Source organism: Methylobacterium sp. AC315 (assembly GCF_979253755.1).
Genome location: NZ_CEEDEA010000002.1, coordinates 315,267 through 335,902 on the forward strand (window position 1 = coordinate 315,267; position 20,636 = coordinate 335,902).

The 20,636-nt window shown below is 71.3% G+C and carries 17 protein-coding genes and 1 pseudogene; 7 read left to right on the plus strand and 11 right to left on the minus strand.

From position 1 onward, the window contains the following. Nucleotides 1–32: 32 nt before the first annotated feature. The 5 genes and pseudogenes from infB to AC0IY0_RS04250 form a co-directional block, all read right to left on the minus strand. Nucleotides 33–2,578: pseudogene (gene infB / locus AC0IY0_RS04230) on the minus strand (translation initiation factor IF-2). 79 nt (nt 2,579–2,657) lie between these two features. Next, complete coding sequence (locus tag AC0IY0_RS04235) at nt 2,658–3,392, minus strand: RNA-binding protein (protein ID WP_147941302.1); 735 nt, start codon at nt 3,390–3,392, stop codon at nt 2,658–2,660. A 24-nt stretch (nt 3,393–3,416) separates the two neighbouring features. After that, a complete protein-coding gene (nusA, locus tag AC0IY0_RS04240) occupies nt 3,417–5,054 on the minus strand; it encodes a transcription termination factor NusA (RefSeq protein ID WP_461230640.1) in 1,638 nt (545 codons plus the stop codon). A 75-nt stretch (nt 5,055–5,129) separates the two neighbouring features. Then, nucleotides 5,130–5,948, minus strand: coding sequence for a ribosome maturation factor RimP (rimP, locus tag AC0IY0_RS04245; protein ID WP_147910731.1), 819 nt, complete (start codon nt 5,946–5,948; stop codon nt 5,130–5,132). Between the two features lie 372 nt (nt 5,949–6,320). Next, nucleotides 6,321–7,331 carry an aldo/keto reductase gene (locus AC0IY0_RS04250; RefSeq protein WP_471763147.1) on the minus strand — a complete coding sequence of 337 codons (1,011 nt, stop codon included), beginning with the start codon at nt 7,329–7,331 and terminating at the stop codon, nt 6,321–6,323. Between the two features lie 197 nt (nt 7,332–7,528). Between AC0IY0_RS04250 and AC0IY0_RS04255 the strand changes: the two genes are divergently transcribed. The 3 genes from AC0IY0_RS04255 (at nt 7,529) to AC0IY0_RS04265 (ending at nt 9,419) form a co-directional block, all read left to right on the plus strand. Next, the gene (locus AC0IY0_RS04255) at nt 7,529–8,476 is read left to right on the plus strand and encodes a protein-methionine-sulfoxide reductase heme-binding subunit MsrQ (RefSeq protein ID WP_471763148.1); all 948 of its coding nucleotides are present in this window, start codon (nt 7,529–7,531) and stop codon (nt 8,474–8,476) included. A 52-nt stretch (nt 8,477–8,528) separates the two neighbouring features. Then, entirely contained in the window at nt 8,529–8,918 is a 390-nt protein-coding gene (locus AC0IY0_RS04260; RefSeq protein ID WP_187278933.1) for a hypothetical protein, read from the plus strand. Nucleotides 8,919–9,047: 129 nt separating this feature from the next. Further along, complete coding sequence (locus tag AC0IY0_RS04265) at nt 9,048–9,419, plus strand: hypothetical protein (protein ID WP_471763149.1); 372 nt, start codon at nt 9,048–9,050, stop codon at nt 9,417–9,419. A 14-nt stretch (nt 9,420–9,433) separates the two neighbouring features. On the opposite strand, the gene AC0IY0_RS04270 is transcribed toward AC0IY0_RS04265, so the two are convergent. Then, complete coding sequence (locus AC0IY0_RS04270; protein WP_007569379.1) at nt 9,434–9,610, minus strand: hypothetical protein; 177 nt, start codon at nt 9,608–9,610, stop codon at nt 9,434–9,436. 149 nt (nt 9,611–9,759) lie between these two features. Then, nucleotides 9,760–10,155: a DUF4174 domain-containing protein gene (locus tag AC0IY0_RS04275; protein WP_471763150.1), complete on the minus strand. Its 396-nt coding sequence runs from the start codon at nt 10,153–10,155 to the stop codon at nt 9,760–9,762. 108 nt (nt 10,156–10,263) lie between these two features. Here AC0IY0_RS04275 and AC0IY0_RS04280 point away from each other — a divergent pair, with 108 nt between their 5' ends. The 4 genes from AC0IY0_RS04280 (at nt 10,264) to AC0IY0_RS04295 (ending at nt 13,747) form a co-directional block, all read left to right on the plus strand. After that, entirely contained in the window at nt 10,264–11,280 is a 1,017-nt protein-coding gene (locus AC0IY0_RS04280; RefSeq protein ID WP_471763151.1) for an NADP-dependent oxidoreductase, read from the plus strand. A gap of 168 nt (nt 11,281–11,448) precedes the next feature. Beyond that, nucleotides 11,449–12,027 (plus strand): single-stranded DNA-binding protein, encoded by a 579-nt coding sequence (ssb, locus tag AC0IY0_RS04285; RefSeq protein WP_471763152.1) that lies wholly within the window; start codon nt 11,449–11,451, stop codon nt 12,025–12,027. 853 nt (nt 12,028–12,880) lie between these two features. Beyond that, nucleotides 12,881–13,183 carry a hypothetical protein gene (locus AC0IY0_RS04290; RefSeq protein WP_419829069.1) on the plus strand — a complete coding sequence of 101 codons (303 nt, stop codon included), beginning with the start codon at nt 12,881–12,883 and terminating at the stop codon, nt 13,181–13,183. 72 nt (nt 13,184–13,255) lie between these two features. Then, nucleotides 13,256–13,747 (plus strand): cache domain-containing protein, encoded by a 492-nt coding sequence (locus tag AC0IY0_RS04295; protein ID WP_419829068.1) that lies wholly within the window; start codon nt 13,256–13,258, stop codon nt 13,745–13,747. A 10-nt stretch (nt 13,748–13,757) separates the two neighbouring features. On the opposite strand, the gene AC0IY0_RS04300 is transcribed toward AC0IY0_RS04295, so the two are convergent. From AC0IY0_RS04300 to AC0IY0_RS04315, 4 genes are all read right to left on the minus strand, one after another. Beyond that, the gene (locus AC0IY0_RS04300; RefSeq protein WP_419829067.1) at nt 13,758–14,636 is read right to left on the minus strand and encodes an SDR family oxidoreductase; all 879 of its coding nucleotides are present in this window, start codon (nt 14,634–14,636) and stop codon (nt 13,758–13,760) included. 347 nt (nt 14,637–14,983) lie between these two features. Beyond that, nucleotides 14,984–15,793, minus strand: coding sequence for an exodeoxyribonuclease III (gene xth, locus AC0IY0_RS04305; protein WP_471763153.1), 810 nt, complete (start codon nt 15,791–15,793; stop codon nt 14,984–14,986). 27 nt (nt 15,794–15,820) lie between these two features. Beyond that, complete coding sequence (locus tag AC0IY0_RS04310) at nt 15,821–16,735, minus strand: LolA family protein (RefSeq protein ID WP_471763154.1); 915 nt, start codon at nt 16,733–16,735, stop codon at nt 15,821–15,823. A gap of 200 nt (nt 16,736–16,935) precedes the next feature. Then, nucleotides 16,936–20,427 carry a DNA translocase FtsK gene (locus AC0IY0_RS04315; RefSeq protein ID WP_471763155.1) on the minus strand — a complete coding sequence of 1,164 codons (3,492 nt, stop codon included), beginning with the start codon at nt 20,425–20,427 and terminating at the stop codon, nt 16,936–16,938. Nucleotides 20,428–20,636 lie beyond the last annotated feature (209 nt).

Sequence of the window (20,636 nt, forward strand, 5' to 3'; positions counted from 1 at the left end):
GCGACCGCCCTGTCCGGATCGGGTCCGGGCTCTCAGAGCGTGCGGCGGATCTCTTCGACCCGGTAGCACTCGATCACATCGCCTGCGCGCATGTTCTCGAAGTTCTCGAAGGCCATGCCGCACTCCTGGCCGGAGGTGACTTCCTTCGCGTCGTCCTTGAACCGCTTCAGGGTCTTGAGCTTGCCCTCGTGGATCACGACGCTGTCGCGGATGAGGCGGACATGCGCGCCACGCTCCACGATGCCGTCCTGCACGCGGCAACCCGCGACCTTGCCGACCTTCGAGACCTCGAAGACCTCCTGGATGGTCGCCTCGCCGAGGCGCTCCTCCCGCAGGGTGGGCGGCAGCATCCCCGACAGCGTGGCTTTGATGTCGTCCACGAGGTCGTAGATGATGTTGTAGTAGCGGATATCGATCCCCGCCCGCTCGGCGGCCTCGCGGGCCTCCTTGAGGGCGCGCACGTTGAAGCCGATCACCACCGCCTTCGACGCCTGAGCCAGGGTGATGTCCGACTCGGTGATGCCGCCGACGCCCGACAGGAGGATGCGGGCCGCGACCTCGCCGTTGCCGAGCTTCTCCAGGGCGCCCGAGATCGCCTCGACCGAACCCTGCACGTCGCCCTTGATGACGACCGGCAGCTCCTTGCGGCCGGCGCCTTCCTTGAGGTCGCGCATCATGTCGACCAGCGAGCGGTTGGCACCGCCGGCGCGGGCATTCTGGCGCTCCCGCTTCTGGCGGGCGCGATACTCGGTGACCTCGCGGGCCCGGGCCTCGCTCGGCACCACGGTCACGCGGTCGCCGGCATCGGGGGTGCCGTTGAAGCCGAGGACCTCCACGGGCACCGACGGGCCGGCGTACTGCACGTTCTCGCCGAGGTCGTCGACCAGGGCGCGCACGCGGCCCCACTCGGCGCCGGCCACGACGATGTCGCCGGTGAACAGGGTGCCGCGCTGGACCAGCACGGTCGCCACCGGGCCGCGGCCGCGGTCGAGCTGGGCCTCGATGACCGTACCCTCGCCGTCGCGCTTCTCGTTGGCGCGCAGGTTCATGATCTCGGCCTGGATCTGGATGCCCTCCAGCAGCTCGGGCAGACCGTCGCCGGTCTTGGCCGAAACCTCGAACTCCAGGGTCTCGCCGCCCATCGACTCGACCTGGATGTCGTGCTGCAGCAGCTCCGTGCGGACCCGCTGGGGGTTCGCGTCCGGCTTGTCGATCTTGTTGACCGCGATGATCATCGGGACGCCCGCCGCCTTGGCGTGCTGGATCGCCTCGATGGTCTGCGGCATCACGCCGTCATCGGCCGCCACCACGACCACCACGATGTCGGTGACCTTGGCGCCGCGGGCGCGCATCGACGTGAACGCCGCGTGGCCCGGGGTGTCGATGAAGGTGATCATCTCGCCGGACGGCGAGGCGACCTGATAGGCGCCGATGTGCTGGGTGATGCCGCCGGCCTCGCCCTCCACCACGTTCGCCTTGCGGATCGCGTCGAGCAGCGAGGTCTTGCCGTGATCGACGTGGCCCATGATGGTGACCACCGGCGGACGGGGATCGAGATCCTCCTCCAGATCCGGCTCGTCGGACGACAGGCCCTCTTCCACGTCGGACTCGGCGACGCGGCGCACGGTGTGGCCGAGTTCCTCGGCGATGAGCTGGGCGGTGTCCGAATCGATCACGTCGGTGATCTTGTGGATCTCGCCCTGCTTCATCAGCAGGCGGATCACGTCCACGGCCCGCTCCGACATGCGGTTGGCGAGTTCCTGGATGGTGATCGTCTCGGGGATCGTCACCTCGCGGGACAGCTTCTCCTTCTGCTCGACCTGCCCGCGACCGCTCATGCGCTGCTGGCGGCGGCGGAACGAGGCGACCGAGCGGGTCCGCTCGTCCTCACCGGACGTCGCCGTCGCGATGGTGAGGCGGCCGCGGTTGCGGTCACCGCCCGGCGACTTCGGCGTCTTCGGGGGCGCGATGATCTTGAGCGGCATGCCGGGACGGCGGATGACCCGCTTGGTCTCGGACTCGTCCTCGTTGGTCTGGGCACCGCGGCCGGCGGGACGCGCCGCGGCGGTCGCGCCGGCGGGGCGGGCGGCCGTGGTCGGCGTCGCGCTCTTCTCGGGCTCGGGCGCCGGGGCGGGCCGCGCCATGAAGTTGAGGTCGCGGGGCTTGCGCGAATCCGCCGTGATGGTCTTGCGCGGCTCGCCGGTGGCGGGACGGGCGGTCAGCGGCGGACGCGCCGCGGGGGCGGCCGGCGCCGAGGCGGCCGGACGCGCGGGGGCGGCCGCCGGACGGGCACCCTCGGGCTGACGGCCTGAAACGGTGGTCGGACGTGCCGGCATCGGACGCGTCGCCCCGCCCGTCCGGCCGGGGCCGGGCGGGGGGCGGGCGCAGGCTCACGAGCGGGAGCGGCCGGCGCCGCGCCGACGCCACGGCGCTTGACCGTCTCGACCACGACCTGCTTGGAGCGGCCATGGGAGAAGCTCTGACGTACGGTACCCGCCTCGATCGGCCGCTTGAGGGAAAGCGGCTTCGGAGAAGTCCTGTTCAGAGTCTTGTCGCCCGGGTTGTTCGTGTCGCTCATTCAGCCTGAACCCTGAGGGTTTCCATCGTCCCGTGAACCGACGCCCGGTGGCGCCAGCCAAATTCGTCCTGGTGCGTCGTCAACGTGAGGCTTCGTCGATCCCGCCGATTCGGGCTGGATCGGGCTCCTCGGTCGCCGCGGCGGCGCCCTCGAAGGAGCGTAGCCGACGCCAACGCGACAGGCAGCCGGCAGCTCCGGCTCCTGCGACGAGCGCAGCGTGTATCACATGATCCCGACCTAAGGCCATGTCCAATTCATCTTCGGACAGGTCGTCGATGATCGGTATCCTTGACATGGCCTCACCGTGCCGTCGGTACAAGGCCGCGGCGATCTTGCGCCGGCCGTCCGGACTGGCTTCCGCGGCGTGGATCAGGGCCACCGCGCCGGGCTGGCCGCCGATCGCCGCCTCGACCTTCGAGAAGCCCGCGACCACGCAGCCCGCCTTGTTGGCCATGGCGATCGCCTGCCGCAGATCCTCGCGCAGGCCTGTGACGATCCGGTCCGGGAGGTCGGCGCCGGCCTGGGCCGGTCCCTTGAACGCCCGCGCGAACAGGTTCTTGCGGACCGCCGTCGCGACGGCATCCCGCTTCGCGCTGATCCAGGCGCCGCGCCCGGGGAGCTTGGCCCGCAGGTCCGGCACCACGGCGCCATCCGGGCCGCGCACGAACCGGATCATCGCCTCGGGCGGCTGGACGACGCGCGTGACGATGCAGGTCCGCTGCGGCACGCGCCGGCCGGGGCCACTGTCGAGCCCCCCGGCTTCCAGCGCGTCCTGCGGCCCCTCGTCGGGCAGAGTCTCGCCGACCTCGGCCATGAGCGCGTCCGCCGCGGCCTCCGCTCAGGCCTCGGCCGGGGTGGCGGCGGCCGGCTCGGGCGCCTCGTCGCCCTCGGCGGCCTCTGCACCCTCCTCGGCCTCCGGCTCGGGCAGCGCCTCGATCCAGCCGGCCTTCAGGCGGGCGGCCATGATCAGGCCCTCGGCCTCGGTGCGGGACAGCTCGAAGCCGTCGAGATAGCCTGCGTGGCGCACGGCGTCGGGGCCGCGGCCCTCGGTGTAGCCGACCAGATCGTCGGTGGCGCAGCCGGCCAGGTCCTCGACGGTTTTCACGTCGTTCTCGCCGAGCGCGACCATCATGGGCGTGGTGATGCCCTCGATCTCGCGCAGCTCGTCGGCGACGCCGAGTTCGGTGCGGCGGGTGTCGTGCTCCTGCTCGATCCGGGCGAGGTGATCCTGGGCGCGGGCCTGGATCTCGGCGCCGGTCTCGTCGTCGAGCCCCTGGATGCCGGACAGCTCCTGGATGTCGACGTAGGCGATCTCCTCGACGTTGCGGAAGCCTTCGGCCGCCAGCAGCTGGCCGACGGTCTCGTCGACGTCGAGGGCTTCCATGAACACCTGGGTCCGCTCGGCGAACTCCTTCTGGCGCCGCTCGGATTCCTCGGCCTCGGTCAGGATGTCGATGTCCCAGCCGGTGAGCTGCGAGGCGAGCCGCACGTTCTGGCCGCGGCGGCCGATGGCCAGCGACAGTTGGTCGTCGGGCACCACCACCTCGATGCGGTCGGCCTCCTCGTCGAGCACGACCTTCACGACCTCGGCCGGCTGGAGCGCGTTGACGATGAACGTCGCCTCGTCCTCGGACCACGGGATGATGTCGATCTTCTCGCCCTGGAGCTCACCCACGACAGCCTGGACGCGCGAGCCGCGCATGCCCACGCAGGCGCCGACCGGATCGATGCTGCCGTCGCGGGAGATCACGGCGATCTTGGCGCGCGAGCCCGGATCGCGGGCCACGGCCTTCACCTCGACGATGCCGTCGTAGATCTCGGGGACTTCCTGGCCGAACAGCTTGGCCATGAATTGCGGGTGCGAGCGCGACAGGAAGATCTGCGGCCCGCGCACTTCCGAGCGCACGTCGAACAGGTAGGAGCGGATCCGGTCGCCCGGCCGGAAGGTCTCGCGTGGGATCATCTCGTCCCGGCGCACGATGCCCTCGCCCCGGCCCAGATCGACGATGACGTTGCCGTACTCGACCCGCTTGACGATGCCGTTGAGGATCTCGCCGATGCGGTCCTTGTACTCGTCGAACTGCCGGGCGCGCTCGGCGTCGCGCACCTTCTGGACGATGACCTGCTTGGCCGACTGGGCGGCGACGCGACCGAAATCGAACGGCGGCAGGGTGTCGGAGATCACGTCGCCCACGAGCGCGCCGGGATTGTAGCGGCGGGCCTGGTCCAGGGTGATCTCGCGGGCGTCGTTCTCGACCTGATCGACCACCAGGAGGTGCCGCGACAGGCGCAGCGCCCCGGTCTTGTTGTCGATCTCGGCGTGCACGTCCGTCTCCGCGCCGTAGCGGGAGCGGGCCGCCTTGGCGATCGCCTCCTCCATCGCGTCGATCACGATGGAGCGATCGATCACCTTCTCGCGGGCGACCGCGTCGGCAATCTGGAGGAGTTCGAGCCTGTTGGCGCTGACGACGGCCATCGGTGTCGGTCCTTCTCTTCCGTCAAGTCCTGGTGCCGGGCGCCCGGAGGCGGCCGGCCCAAACCTCAATTCACGTCAATGCAGGTCGTCGCGGCTCTTGAGCCGGGACGCCTTGGACACGACCGGCTTCTTGGGGCCGGTGCGCGGCGGTTTCTTGTCTTTCGCGGCCTTCGGGGCCGGCTTGCCGCCGACCTTGGCGGCCTTGACGGCCTTGGCCTTCGGACCCTGCGGCCGGGGCGCCGGCCGGGCCGGGACCGCCGGCGCGTCGTCCGCGTCCTCGTCCTCAGCCGCGTCGTCCTCATCCAGCGCGTCCGCATCCGCGTCGTCGGCGGGCGGGCCGCCGCGGCGGAGGGATTCGCGAATCAGCTCGTCGGTGAGGACGAGATGCGCCTCGGCCAGATCCCGCAGCGGCAGGTCGACCCGGCTCGGCAGGCCTTCCTTCACGTCGGGCAGATCGATCGGGACAGTCAGCGCCTCCGGGTCCGGAGCGCCGAGGATCCCGCGAAACCGCTTGCGGCCATCGAGCGGCGGGCTCAGTTCGACCTTGACCTCGTAGCCGATCCAGCGGGCGAAATCCGAGACCCGCACCAGCGGCCGGTCGATCCCCGGGGAGGAGATCTCCAGGTTGTAGGCGGTGCCGACCGGATCATCGACGTCGAGGACCGGCGAGATCGCGCGGCTCACCGCCTCGCAATCGTCGATCGAGAAGGTGCCGTCGGGCCGCTCCGCCATGATCTGGACGGTGCAGCCGTTGGTGTTGGTGACCTTGACCCGGACCAGCCGGAACCCGAGGCCCTGGACCGGCCCCTCGATCACCTGCACCACGCGCGCGGCGACCCCGGTCTCTCGGACCAGGCGCTTCTCGGACAGATCCGCTTCGATCTCGGACGACATGGATGGGGGCGTAATACCTTCGCGGCGTCCCGGGTGGCACGTCCCGGCCTGCGGCCTCGCGCATCGAACCCGATGCGGCGAAAAAAAAGAGCGGACCCGGTGGGGCCCACTCCCGAACCGCAGCCTTGCGACTGCCATCAGAACTGTTGGTTGGATAGATAGCCGCGGTCGGTCGTGAGCGCAAGGTGGATCGGGGCTTGTCGTGTCGGCACATCTGTTACGGGACGCCGGCCTCCGAGGTGGGCCCGTTCGTCGTGGGCGTGGCAGCACGACCACGGATCCAGATTGAAGTCCTTCCGCCCATCCCGTCATTCCGGGGCGCCGCAGGTGGGCCCGGGATGACGGGGTGGAAGCCTCAGCCCCAGTCGGGAATCAACGGCCGCGCGGCACCCGTCCCTCCAGCGGATAGGCCGGGTCGTTGTAGCCCGGGGTGGTCGGATGCCCGGCCGCCACGAAGCCGTCCACCAGCGCCTCGTCCTCCGGGGTGAAGGCGTAGTGGAGGGCGCCGAGATATTCCTGCCACTGCGCCTCGGTGCGCGGCCCGGCGATGACGCCGGTGATCAGGCGGTTGTTCAGAACCCAGGCGGTGGCGAATTGCCCGGCCGTGATGCCGCGGGCCTCGGCATGCTCCCTCAAGGTGCGGGCGATGCGCAGGGATTCCGGGCGCCACTCGGTCTGCATCATCCGGGTGTCCTGGCGGCCGGCGCGGGATTCGGCCGGCGGCGGGGCGTCCGGGTCGTACTTGCCGGTCAGCACGCCGCGGGCGAGCGGCGAATACGGGACGACGCCGAGCCCGTAATGGGCGCAGGCCGGCAGGTGCTCGGTCTCGGGCATCCGGTTGAAGGCGTTGTAATAGGGCTGGCTCACCACCGGCCGGTCGATGCCGGCCTCGTCGCAGAGCCGGCAGATCTCGGCGACCCGCCAGGAGCGATGGTTCGAGACGCCGAAATGGCGAATCTTGCCCGCCCGCACCAGGTCGGCCATCGCCCGCACGGTCTCCGCGAGCGGCGTGTCGTGGTCCTCCTTGTGCAGGTAGTAGATGTCGATGAACGGCGTGCCGAGCCGGCGCAGGCTGTCCTCGGCGGCCTTCATCACGTGGACCCGCGACAGGCCGCGGTCGTTGACGCCGGGGCCGGTCGGGTTGGCGACCTTGGTGGCCAGGATCCAGGCGTCGCGCTCGCCCTTGATCGCCCGCCCGGTGATCTCCTCCGAGCGGCCGTCGGTATAGACGTTGGCCGTGTCGATGAAGTTGATGCCCGCCTCCCGGGCGCTGCCGACGATGCGGCCGGCCGTGGCCTCGTCGGTGGGGCCACCGAACATCATCGTGCCGAGGCAGATCGGCGAGACCTTGAGGCCGGAGCGGCCGAGATTGCGGTACTGCATGGGATCCATCCGGTGTCCGTCCGCCCGCAATTTCGGCGCTTGGGCGGCGAGGTCAACCGTGCCGGCGTAACACCGGAGACATCCGCGACGAACCGACCCGCGCGGGGAGCGATCCCCACGAGCGCCGGTTTCGCACCCTGAGACCCTGGCCCGAGGGCCACGCCGGTTCCGATATTCAGAACGCCGAGTCCGAAAGAATGATCGACCGCCTGGCTGTTCCCCTCGGTATCCCCCTCCCCTGGCTCGACCGGGCCGGACGCCTCTCGTGGCTGAAGCTCGCGGTGTTCCTGGCCTGCATCGCGCCGGCCCTGTACCTGGCGGGCGCCTACCGGCTCGACGCGCTGGGCGCCAAGCCGATCACCGCGCTGATCCACGCCACCGGCGAGTGGGCGGTGCGCTTCCTGCTGTTCTCGCTGGCGATCTCGCCGCTGCGCCGGATCGCCGACTGGGCGAAGGTGCTGGTGGTCCGGCGCATGCTCGGGGTCACCGTGATGGCCTACGCGGTGGCGCACCTCACCCTCTACGCGGTCGACCAGAACCTGATCCTGACCAAGGTCGTCACCGAGATCGCCCTGCGGCTCTACCTGACGATCGGCTTCGTGGCGCTGATCGGCCTGATCGCCCTGGGGCTGACCTCCACGGACGCGGCGATCCGCAACCTCGGCCCGAACTGGCACCGGTTGCACCGGCTCGTCTACACGATCGCGGTGCTGGCGCTCGTCCACTATTTTCTGCAATCGAAGATCGACGTCAGCGATCCGGTCTTCTCGGCCGGGCTGTTCCTGCTGCTGATGGGCTGGCGGGCGATGCGGCGGTTCAAGTTGCCGGAGCGGCCCTGGTCGCTGCTGCTGCTGGCGATCCTCGGCGGCCTCGCCACCGCGGGCCTCGAGGCCGCCTGGTACGGGCTGGCCAGCGGCGTCCCGGCCAGCCTCGTGCTGGCGGCCAACCTGGACTTCTCCGGCCCGCTCCGGCCGGCCTGGTGGGTCGTGGCGACCGGGCTGCTGATGCCCGCGATCGCGCTCCTGCGCGGCGGCCGCACCGCCGGCAGAGCCGCCAAACCGGGGGCCGGCCGGGACCGCGTGGCCGCGCCGCGCGGGACGGGCCCCCGTGCCGGTGCCGCGCAACCCTTGTCGCCGCCCGCCTGATGCCGCAGAACCCGCGGCCGGCGGATCTCGCCGCAGCGGAGTGACCTGGGCTATGCGCGGCACGCTTCTCCTCATCGCGGGTCTGCTCGCCCCGGCCGTCGCCCTGGCGGCGCCCGCCAAGCCCGCACCCACCAAGCCGACCCCGGACAAGGCCGCGCCGGCCGCCGCCGGCCCGACGGTCACCGCCTGCAAGCCCCCGGAGGCGCCGCCGGCGGCTTTGCGCCCGACCAAGCCCGTGCTCCCTGAGAAGCCGGCCTGCCTCGACGCCAAGGGCGGCTGCCCCGGCTGGGAGGCCTACAGCTTCAACGACGCGGTGAAGGCCTACAATCTGCAGGCGCAGGCGTTCCGGCCGATCGCCGAGTCCTACGCGCAGAAGCTCAACGCCTACGTCAAGGCGAGCGCGGATTACGCGCAGTGCGAGATCAACGCGATGCAGAACTGACGCGCGCTGCGGAACGGAGCCGGCTGAACGGCGGCCAACGGGGGGCGCGGCGGGGGTTCAGCCGGCGCGGCGCAGTCTCCGGCATCGATGGCTGCGATCCCCGCCGCCGCTTCCTGCCGAGGCCGACCAGTGCCCTTCCGTCATACCATCGGGCGCGCCGGATTCTGCGCCCTGCTGCTCGCCACCGCCCCGGCGCTGGCCGCCGACTTCGACGGCCCGCCGCCACCGCACGGCTATGGCGGCCCGGCCGAGGGCTACGAGCAGCGCGACCGGCGCCCCCCGCCTCCGCCCCCGCCGCCGGAACCGGAGTTCCGAAGGCCCCGCTTCTCGGCGGCGCCGCCCGAGGCGTGCCGGGAGTTCGTCCGGCGCCGGTTCGATCCGGACGGCGCGCCGGTGCTGCGCCGGGTCCGGGTTTGCGACGAGCCCGCCTTCGACCGCGGGCCGCCCCCGCCCCCGCCGGAGGACGTTCCGCCCCGCCGCTGGGGCGGGCCCCGCTGGTAGGGCGGCGACCCGGATCAGATCCGGGCCGGGGCCTTCTTGAGGGCGGCCGCGAAGGCCTTGAGCTGGCGGTTCAGATCCGCCAGCTCGTTCAGCGCGATGGTCTTGTGACCGTCGCGGACCGCGCGCTCGATATCCTCGACCTGGAGGCTGACGACGCGGCGGATGGCAGTGGCGACTTGTTCTCGGGTCATCGATGCGAGGGTCTCGTTCGCGCGTCCTGGCGGGCCACAACGGACGGCCGGACCACGGCCGCCGACACCGCCCGGTGATAGGCCGGTAGGCTTAACCGTTGGTGTCCGGAGGCCCCGCCATCCCCGGAAACCGGGTCCGCCGCAGCCCGTCAGCGGCCTCGGATCTCGCCCCGCCGCATCGGCATCGCGTCGATCGTGGCGAACAGTTTTTGGGGCGGGATCGGCGCCGCCTCCGTGAGCTTGGCGCCGCCGTCCTTGCCGACCAGGACCGCACGGAATTCGCCCGCCGGCAGGGACAGGTGCGCGCGCAAGGCCCGGGCCGCGGCGCCGTCCCCGACCGCCTCCAGCACCACGAGGTCGCGCTCGGCCGCCCCGCCCCGCAACGGGCCGAGCGCCGCCCGCTGCGCCCGCAGGGCCGCGTCGTCCGGATCGGGGGCCGACAGCACCAGCACCCGGGAGCGCCAGCGATAGGCGTCGAGCGGTCCGGCCGTCGCGGCGCCCGCCGTCAGGGCGGCCAAGCCTAAGCCGATCAGGGTCGCGCGCATCGTGCCTCCTGGCCCGCCGATCCCGGTCAACGCGCGGGGCGCCCCATTGGCCGCCGCCGCCTCGCGCCCCAGATCGGGGGTCGCAGGCAGAACACCCGGGAGCCTTTCATGAACGCCGTGAACCGCCGCATCGTCCTGGCGTCGCGCCCGCACGGGGAGCCGAAGCCCGAAAACTTCCGCCTGGAGGAGGGGCCGGTGCCGGAGATCGGGCCGGGCCAGATCCTGCTGCGCACCCGCTGGCTGTCGCTCGACCCGTACATGCGCGGCCGGATGAGCGACGCGAAATCCTACGCGGCCCCGGTGCAGATCGGCGAGCCGATCACCGCCGAGGTGGTCGGCGAGGTCGTCGCGTCGAAGCATCCGGACATCCCGGTCGGGGAGCTGCGAACGGCCTTCGCGGGCTGGCAGGAATTTTTTGCGAGCGACGGCAAGGGCACCCGCCGGGTCGATCCCGACGCCGCCCCGCCCTCGACGGCGGTCGGCGTGCTCGGGATGCCCGGCATGACCGCCTATACCGGCCTGCTCAACATCGGCCGGCCCAAGCCCGGCGAGACCGTGGTGGTGGCCGCCGCCGCCGGGCCGGTGGGCTCGCTGGTCGGGCAGATCGCCCGGCTGAAGGGCGCCCGCGCTGTCGGGATCGCGGGCGGGCCGGACAAGTGCCGCTACCTCACCGAGGAGCTCGGGTTCGACGCGGCGGTGGACCATCGCGGGGCCGGCCTGCCGGGGGCGCTGGCCGAGGCCTGCCCCAAGGGCATCGACGTGTATTTCGAGAATGTCGGCGGCGCGGTTTTTTCGGCCGTGATGCCGCTGCTCAACCCGTTTGCCCGGATCCCGGTCTGCGGCCTGGTCTCCGCCTACAACGCCACCGAGGCGCCCGCCGGGCCGGACCGGCTGCCCGGCCTGATGCGCTCGGTGCTCACCAACCGCCTGCACATCCAGGGCTTCATCGTCTGGGATTTCGCCGACCAGGCCGAGACCTTCCGGACCGAGGTCGGGGCATGGATCCGGGAGGGCAAGGTCCGCTACCGGGAGGACGTGGTCGAGGGCCTCGAGAACGCACCCGACGCGTTCATCGGCCTGCTGAAAGGTCGGAATTTCGGCAAGCTGGTCGTGCATATCCCGTGAGCGCGGCTTGCCGCCGGATTGGAACAGAGATAGAACATCGAGGTTCGACAGCATGCGGATAGCGGGCACAAGCCCGCACCGCAGGTTGCCGCCTCGACGGCCCGGGCGCATGAGTCCCCGGCCGCCGGGTGATGAGCCCAGTGAGATCCGTACGGTAAGGAGAGAGCGATGGCGGGCAGCGTCAACAAGGTGATTCTGGTGGGCAACCTCGGGCGCGACCCGGAGATGCGCCGCCTGGGCTCGGGCGACCCGGTCTGCAACCTGCGGCTGGCGACGTCCGAGTCGTGGAAGGACAAGGCCTCCGGCGAGCGCAAGGAGAAGACCGAGTGGCACTCGGTCGTGATCTACAACGACAACCTCGCCCGGGTGGCCGAGCAGTACCTGCGCAAGGGCTCGAAGGTCTACATCGAGGGCCAGCTCCAGACCCGGAAGTGGACCGACAATTCCGGCGTCGAGAAGTACACCACCGAGGTGGTGCTCCAGCGCTTCCGCGGCGAGATGACGATCCTCGACGGCCGCAGCGGCGGTGGCGGCGGCGACTTCGCGGGCGAGGACGAGGGCGGCGGCCAGATCAGCCGCGGCGGCGAGTCCGGCGGCGGCCGGGGCGGCGACCGCGGCGGTGATTTCGGCGGCGGCCGCGCCCAGGGCGGCGGTGGCGGCGGACGTCCGGCCCCGGCTTCATCCGGCAGCGGTGGCGGCGGTGGCGCCCGCGGCGGGTACGACCTGGACGACGATATCCCGTTCTAGGGTTTTCGGGATTTCTTAGACCCGCCGCTCACCGCGGCGGGTTTTTTCTGCGTGATCGTGTAGTTTGCAAACCGACGCACGGTTGCTTGCTCTGGATTGCATCAGGTTCTCCACACGCCCCCGACCCATCCAATACTGCCGTCGCACTCAAGATCGCCAACGGAGTGCCCGAAACGTTCGGACCGGGTCATGCCGTCGTCAGCCGAGTCCGCCGCGCTGCGATTGATGCACCCCGTATCGTTATTGCGCGCGGAACGAAGCCAATCGGGGAAACGCCACGTCCCGAGATCGCACGCCGCCTTGGGTCGCTTCGCTGTGCTCGCAATGTCGGGTGAGCGGCCGACTGATGGCGATCTACGCCGCTCCCCGTATCGGCGCGCCGCCTGTGACCGGCGCCGCGGCCCCTGCCCGCCCGGGAGCTTCCGCCGCAGCGACACGCCGCCGGTCCCGCCGACCGTCAGGACGACCGGGCGCGGGCCGGCATCGGGGTCGCCCCCATCCTCCAGCCAGGCCAGCCCCTGCCGGAAGGCCCGCCCGGGCGGCGCGCGCTTGGCAGCGCGACGAATTCCATCGACCGCGGCATGCGACATGGATCTACTGTCGGCTACATGGTATATCCGTCCACTCAGCGCCGTTCGGCGGCGTTCGCGCTATTAGTTTCGCATGAATATTGAATATTATCCGGCCTATCGATCGCAAAGTCGACGACACCGGGATTAAAACTGGGTCCGGACAGGCCCTCGCTCTCGGAGAGGTACCTGCGACGCAAAAAGAACCGCGCGGGGAGACCCGTCGATGCCCGATGTCTAAGCCTGCCAGCGTCGATATCTCCATCGTATCCGGGAGCCGGAAGATGTCAGATCTCTGTGCGATCGAAGATTTCATCACCGAGGCCGAACACCACATCCGACATGCGGAAGCACTGCTGGCAGATCTCGAAGCGATGCGGTCGAGCGAGGCCCGGCGCCTGCGGGCTTGCATGTATCTCACCGCGCTGCAGCGGCTGAAGCGCATGATCGAAACCCACCATCCCGCGGAGGCGGCGGACGATGCCCCGCTTCCGGCCGCCATCCTGGCCGGGCCGAAGCGGCCGCGCTGGTGGCCGGTGCCGCGGATGGCGATCGAGACCGGTTTCTTCCGGCGCCGCGCCGGCTGATGCTCCGGTGATCGACGCCCCCGATCGGGACCGCGATCACCGGACCGAAGGGGGACCGTCAGGGGGGCGACCATGCCCAAGCGAGCGCTGATCGTCAGCCTGCCGATCCTGGTCCTGTTCGTGGTCCTGCCGCTGCGGCGGGTGGCCGGGCGGGATCAGCGCGGCCCGGTCCACCAGGCGGCGGAGATCGAGGCCCTCGTCAACAAAGCGGCCGACCTGATCGAGGGCGAGGGCCGCACCGCCTTCACGGCGTTCCGGCGCAAGAACAGCCCGTGGCGCTACGGCGACGTCTACCTGTTCGTCGTCGACATGCACGGGACCGTGCTGTTCAACGCCGCCCATCCGAACCGCGAGGGCCGCGACCTGCTCCAGGAGCACGACGCGGCCGGCAAGCAGTTCCACAAGGACTTCATCGGGATCGTGCGGGAGTCCGGGTCCGGCTGGGTCGACTACATGTTCCCGCGGCCCCGGCGCAGCACGCCCGAGGTGAAGTGGAGCTACGTCTGCGCCACGACGGTCGAGGACGTCCCGGCGCTGGTGGGCGCGGGCGTCTACGTCGAGTGAGGCCCCGCCCTCACAGCATCGGGATGCCGCCGGTCACCGGCACAAGGGCGCCCGACATGAAGCTGCCCTCGCGCGAGGCGAGCAGGACGTAGGCGCCGGCGAGTTCCGCGGGCTGGCCGGCGCGGCCCAGCGGGGTCTGGGTGCCGAGCTCTTCCAGCTCCTCGGGGCTCTTCACGATCGGCTGAATCGGGGTCCAGACCGGGCCGGGCGCCACGCAATTCACCCGGATGCCCTGGGGCGCGAGCAGGTTCGACAGGCCGATGGTCAGGCTGGCGATGGCCCCCTTGGTGGCGGCGTAGATCAGCATGTTCGCGCCCGCGACCTTGGCCTGGACGCTGGTGCTGTTCACGATTGCGCCGCCTGGCTTCATGTGCGGCACCGCGGCCTGGGCGAGGTAGTACATCGCGAACACGTTGGCCCGGAACGAGCCCTCGATGTCGGCGGCCTTGAGGTCGTCGAGCCCTGCGTTCACCACCTGGGCGGCGGCGTTGTTGACCAGGATGTCGAGCCGCCCGAACGCCGCCATCGTTCGGTCCACCAGCGCCCGGCACTGGGCCTCGTCGCGGATGTCGCCCGGCAGGAGCAGGCAGCGGCGGCCGGCCTTCTCGACCCAGGCCTTGGTGTCCTCCGCGTCCGACTGCTCGACCTCCAGGTAGGAGATCGCCACGTCGGCGCCCTCACGGGCATACGCGATCGCCACGGCCCGGCCGATGCCGGAATCGCCGCCGGTGATCAGCGCCGCCTGCCCGGTGAGCAGGCCCTTGCCGACGTAGCTCTCCTCGCCATGGTCGGGGCGCGGCGTCATCTTCGAGGTGAGGCCGGGCCGCTCCTGTTGCTGGTTGCCGGGAAAGGGCGGCCGGGGACCGGCCTCGCGGGGATCGTCGGTCATCGGGCGCGGAATCCTGAAGGGCGGGGGATTTCATGCGCGCTCCGCTCGGCCATGGCCGTCGGGCGGGCTGGGCAGCGCAGTCGCGAGCGCACGCAGAACAACCGCCCCTCGCCCTGATCCGAGCCGGATGAGGGGAGAGGTCGGTGCGCGTGGATTTGAAGGATGGTCGTGCGGGACGTCAGAACGCCCGGTCGCGGGCGGTGTGCGGGCCGCCGTAGCGGCGGCGCAGGAAGGAGACGACCTTGGGAAGCAGGAGGGCGATCAGGATCTTGCGCATCGGGCGGGCTCGCATCGCAGGTTCGTGATCCGCCAATGCGCCGTGGTCACCGCAGTTCCGTGACGCGCCGTCACAGCTCCAGGGTCAGGGTCACCGGGGCGTGGTCGGAGGGCCGCTCCCAGCCGCGGGCGTCGCGCAGGATCTCCACCGAGCGGACCGTGCCGGCCAGCTCCGGCGAGACCCAGGCATGGTCGAGGCGCCGGCCCTTGTTGGCCCCCGACCAGTCCGGGGAGCGGTAGCTCCACCAGGTGTAGATCTTCTCCGGCTCGGGGGTGAGATGCCGCGCCGCATCGATCCAGCCGGCCTCGCCGCGCAGCAGTTCCAGCGCCTCGGTCTCCACGGGGGTATGGCTCACCACGTCGAGGAGTTGCTTGTGCGACCAGACATCGTGCTCCAGCGGCGCCACGTTGAGGTCGCCGACCAGGATCGCCGGGCCGGAGACGCGCTTGCCGCCCCAGGCACGCAGCTCACCCAGGAAATCGAGCTTGTGGGCGAACTTCGGATTCAGCGCGCGGTCGGGCACGTCGCCGCCGGCCGGGACGTAGAAATCGTGCAGCACGATGCCGGCGGCGGCCCCCGCCTCCGGCCCGAGCACCGCCGAGATGTGCCGGGCATCCGGCTTCTCGCAGAAGCCCATCACGCCGCGGGTGTGCAGGGGGAAGCGCGACAGGATCGCGACGCCGTTATAGCCCTTCTGGCCGGCGAACATCACGTGCTCGTACCCTGAGCCGCGCAGGGCCTTGAGCGGAAACGCGTCGTCCGGGCACTTGGTCTCCTGGAGGCAGAGCACGTCCGGCTTGTGCTCGGACAGGAAGCGCAGGACCAGGTCGATGCGCAGCCGCACCGAGTTGATGTTCCAGGTGGTGACGGACAGGCGCACGGGCGAGGTCTCGGGTTACGTGTTCGATCAGTTGGGCTGCGATTGCTGGATCTGCTGCTGCATCGCCTTGTCCTCGGCGCGCCCGTAATTGATGAAGAACAGGCTCGCATCGACACTCTTGGGTCGCTGCAGGTTCGAGAGCTGCACCGTGGTGATGTAGCCCTGCGGGTCGGTGATCCGCCATTGCGACAGGGTCTTCATCTCGGCATCGAAGAACAGCTGGATCTTCGAGGTGCCACCCAAGGTCGCCCGGTCCTCCATGCTGATGCGCACGCCGCCCGGATCGTTGGCGACGTCGGTGACCGAGAGGTCGCGGGCGAGGTCGATCTTCTCGCGCAGCAGGAATTTCAGGGGCGTCTGGGCGATGAAGTAGAGGTCCTGGGTGGCGAGCTTGCGGTCGCGCACCGCCACGGAGGTGCCGTCGGCCACCACCTCCAGCGGCGAGGGCTGATCGTAGTCGAAGCGCAGGCGGCCGGGCTTGGCCAGCGTCAGCTTGCCGCCGATCCGGCGCCCGTCGGCGCCGATCTGCATGAAGCTGCCCGTCAGGGTGTTCATGGCGTTGAAGTAGGCGTTGGCTTGGGCCAGCACCGTCGCGGCGTCGGCCGGCTCGGACGGGGCGAGCGCCGTGGGCGTGCCCACCGCGGCGACCTTGGGCTCGGCGGCCTTGTGGTCCGCCTTGTCGGACGTCTTGGTACCGGCCTTGGGGCTGCCGGCCTTCGCCGCCTCCTTGGCCGCGGACTCCTTGGCGGGCTTGGCCGCCGGCTTCCGGGGCGCGGGCGCAGGCGCCGCCGGGGCGGCTTCGGGGGCGGGTGCGGGCTCCTCCTTGCGGCCGAACAGGCTGTCGATGAACGCGCCGACCTGTGCCTGCGCCGGGGCGGCGGGGGCGAGCCACAGCCCGGCGGCGATCAGGGAGCCGGCTGTGCGGGTGCGGCGGCCGATCATCGGCAGAACCTCCTGGGCGCCCGGGCGGGCGATCCGGCAGAAACGGGATGGGCGGGCCCGGGATCCGGCCCGCGATGTGACGCGCGCGCTGACGCCGAACCGGCGTCCAATTCGGCGGCGCGCGCTTTAGACCTCCGCCCTGTGGCGAAGATGCGACGCGAAAGGGCCGCGACCGATCGGATCGCGGCCCTGCGGCGGCCTCACTCGTCGTCGTACATCCCGCTCGAGGCGTGGGGCGCCCCGGCGACCAGGATATCGCGCTTGCCGGCATGGTTGGCCGGGCCGACGATGCCCTCGATCTCCATCCGCTCCATGATCGAGGCGGCGCGGTTGTAGCCGATCTGCAGCCGGCGCTGGATGTAGCTGGTGGACGCCTTCTGGTCCCGCAGCACCACCTCGATCGCCTGCTTGTACAGGTCGTCCGACTCGCCGCCGGTCGCCGCCGCGAAGGCGCCGATGTCGAAGACCGGAGCCTCCTCGTCGGAATCCTCGGAGCGCTCGACCTTCTCGGCCTTGGCGCCGCGACCGGACTTGCCCTCCTTGGCCGGCTCCTCCGGCGAGTCGTCGGTGGTGACGGCGTCGAGGTAGCTCGGGCGGCCCTGGCGCTTGAGGTGGGCGACCACGCTCTCGACCTCGCTGTCGGAGCAGAACGGCCCGTGCACCCGGGTCGTGCGCCCGCCGCCGGCCATGAACAGCATGTCGCCCTGGCCGAGCAGCTGCTCGGCGCCCATCTCGCCCAGGATCGTGCGGCTGTCGATCTTGCTGGTGACCTGGAAGGAGATCCGGGTCGGGAAGTTCGCCTTGATCGTGCCGGTGATCACGTCCACCGACGGGCGCTGCGTCGCCATGATCAGGTGGATGCCGGCCGCGCGCGCCATCTGGGCCAGCCGCTGGATCGCCCCCTCGATGTCCTTGCCCGCCACCATCATCAGATCGGCCATCTCGTCGACCACGATCACGATGTAGGGGAGCGCCGACAGGTCCATCGCCTCCTGCTCGAACACCGCCTCGCCGGTCTCGCGGTTGAACCCGGTCTGGACCGTGCGGGTGATGACCTCGCCGCGCTCGCGGGCCTCCTTCATCCGGGCGTTGTAGCCGTCGATGTTGCGGACCGCGATCTTGGACATCTTCTTGTAGCGCTCCTCCATCTCGCGCACGGCCCATTTGAGGGCGATCACCGCCTTCTTGGGGTCGGTCACGACCGGGGAGAGCAGGTGCGGGATACCGTCGTAGACCGACAGCTCCAGCATCTTGGGATCGACCATGATCAGCCGGCACTCCTCCGGCTTCAGCCGGTAGAGCAGCGACAGGATCATGGTGTTGATCGCCACCGACTTGCCCGAGCCGGTGGTGCCGGCAACGAGCAGGTGCGGCATCCGGGCGAGGTCGGCGATGATCGGCTCGCCGCCGATGTTCTTGCCGAGGCAGAGGGCGAGCTTGTGCTTGCTCTCATAGAAATCCGGCACCGAGAGCAGCTCCCGGAGATAGACCGTCTCGCGGGTCTCGTTCGGCAGTTCGATGCCGATCACGTTGCGGCCGGGGACCACCGCCACGCGGGCCGAGACCGCCGACATCGAGCGGGCGATGTCGTCCGACAGGCCGATGACGCGGCTGGACTTGGTGCCGGGTGCGGGCTCCAGCTCGTAGAGCGTGACGACCGGGCCGGGGCGCACCGCCAGGATGTCGCCGCGCACGCCGAAATCCTGCACCGTCTGCTGGAGGTTGAGCGCATTCTGCTCCAGCACGTCGGCGTCGACTTCCTCGGCACCGCTCTCTTCCGGCAGGGCGAGCAGGCCGAGCGAGGGCAGCTCGTAATCGGCGTTCTCGACGCTGGCGATCTCCAGGTGACGGCCGGCCGGGATCAGGTGCGCCCGGGGCGCGACCAGCGGCAGGGCGGGGGCGGCGGGCACTGCGGCCAGCTGGGCGGCCGGCGCCTCGACCGGCTCCGGGGCGGCTTCGGCAGAGACGGGCTCGGCGTGAACCGGCTCGGGCTCGGCGGCAACGGGCTCGGCGGCTGGCTCGGCGGCTGGCTCGGGCTGCGGCGCCATCTTGCCGCGCAGCAGCACGGTGCGCGGGGTCATCGGGATCACCACCCGGTCGGCGTCCGAGGGTACCCGGACCGGATCGGCGGCCGCAGGCGTCATCGTGTCCGAGACCGGCCGGTGCTCGGGCAGGTGCTCGGGCTTGGCCACAGGGGCAGCCACGACCGGTTGGCCGGCGGCGCGGATCGCCGCCCGGGCCGCCATGGCGCAGAGCGCGGGGGCGCGGCGGGGCGCCTCGGTGGCGGCGCTGCCGGGACCGAACACCAGCGCGAGGGCGGGCTTGGCCGGCAGGAACGCGTCCCGGATCGCCGCCGTCTCCGCATTCTGCGGGTCGGCCGACCGATCGTGATCCCGAACGGTGTCCTGCGTGCCCTCGCGCCCGTTGTCCTGGCCGTCCGCCGGACGCGGGGGCTGATCGAACCGCACCAGCCGGTCGAGAACGTAAACCGGGCGCGGCGGCTGCGGGTGCGCGGCCTCGTACAGCGGCTCGGCCACCGGCAGGTCGGGCACCGCGTGGACCGCCGCGATCACCGGAACGGCCGCGACCGCCGCCTCCAGGCCGGCCGCCATGGGCTGGGTCGCCAGCGCGGCCCAGGCCTCAACGGACGACCCGTCGCCGGCATTCCAATCGCTGCCGTCGAACCAGGGCTGGACCTCGGACCAGTCCGGCAGGTCGGACCAGTCGCGCGCCGGCGCCTCGGCGGCAGCCTCGGGCATGGCCGGCTCCGGCACAAGAGCCTGGACCGGGACTGGGCCCTGGACCGGCATGGGTTCCAGGACGGGGGCGATCGCCGCCGTCGAGGTGGACAGCTCGACGCTCGGCCGAACCGGGCGCCGGTCGGGGGTACGGAAATAGCGGACGCCCGGGGGCGCCACGAAGGGCTGGCGCCACAGCGGCACCACACCGCCATCCTCGGCGAACTCGGTCGGCACGATCTCGGGCATGGCGGAAAGGGTCGCGACCCGCGCCTGCTCGGCCTGCTCCCGCTCGGCCTGCTCCCGCTCGGCCAGATCCCGGGCCTCCTGCTCGCGGGCTTTGCGCTCGGTCTCGACGGCCTGCGCGGCCGCATGGGCCTCGGCGCGGGCACGCTCCAGGGCGACCCGCTCGGCCTCCAGGGCCCGCTGGCGACGCTCCTGCAGCACCGAATCGGGCGTCCGGGTCCAGCGCGCCGCCGGGGCGGCGGCGGCCTGGACCGGAGACGCGGGGTGCGAATCCTCCGGGGCGATCGAGGCGGGCCGGCGCGGCTGGCGCACCAGCACGCCCGGGGTCGAGGCGCTGCGGTCGATCCGGCTCTCGAAGCGCGGCTCGTCGAGCGCGTCGAGGCTCGCCCGGTCGTCGAAGACCTGGTCCGGCCAGACGTGCTCGGGGGGCGCCGAGGCGCCGGCGCGCGGGCCGCGCTCGAAGCCGTCCCGTCCGACCATGGCGGCCGGGGCGGTCAACCAGCTCGGCTCCGCCCGGCGGCCGGGGATACCGTAGGCCGGGCGGGCGGGCAGCCCGGCCGGAGTGCCGGACAGGCGGCGGGCGAGGCTCGCCCGCAAGGCCATCAGCCGGTGCGCCAGGGCGCCGAGCGACAGGCCCGAACGGTCGCCGCCGCGGACGGGGCGGGCAGGGTCACGGTGAGAGTACGGAGGCCGTCCCGATGCGCGCATGGGTTCTCGAACGATACTCGAAACAGGGATCCGCCGGTGGCCGGCGGGCTGCCCCGAGTTAGGCCAATTGTCGTTAACGGAGGCTTGTCGCGCCCCCTCGGGCTGGATACCACGATGGGATTTTCGGCCTGTCGCGCGGGGGCGCGGGGGCGAGCGAAGTGCGGCATTGCAGTGGAGGGATGCGCGTCGCCGGGGCGTGGCCGCGCTCC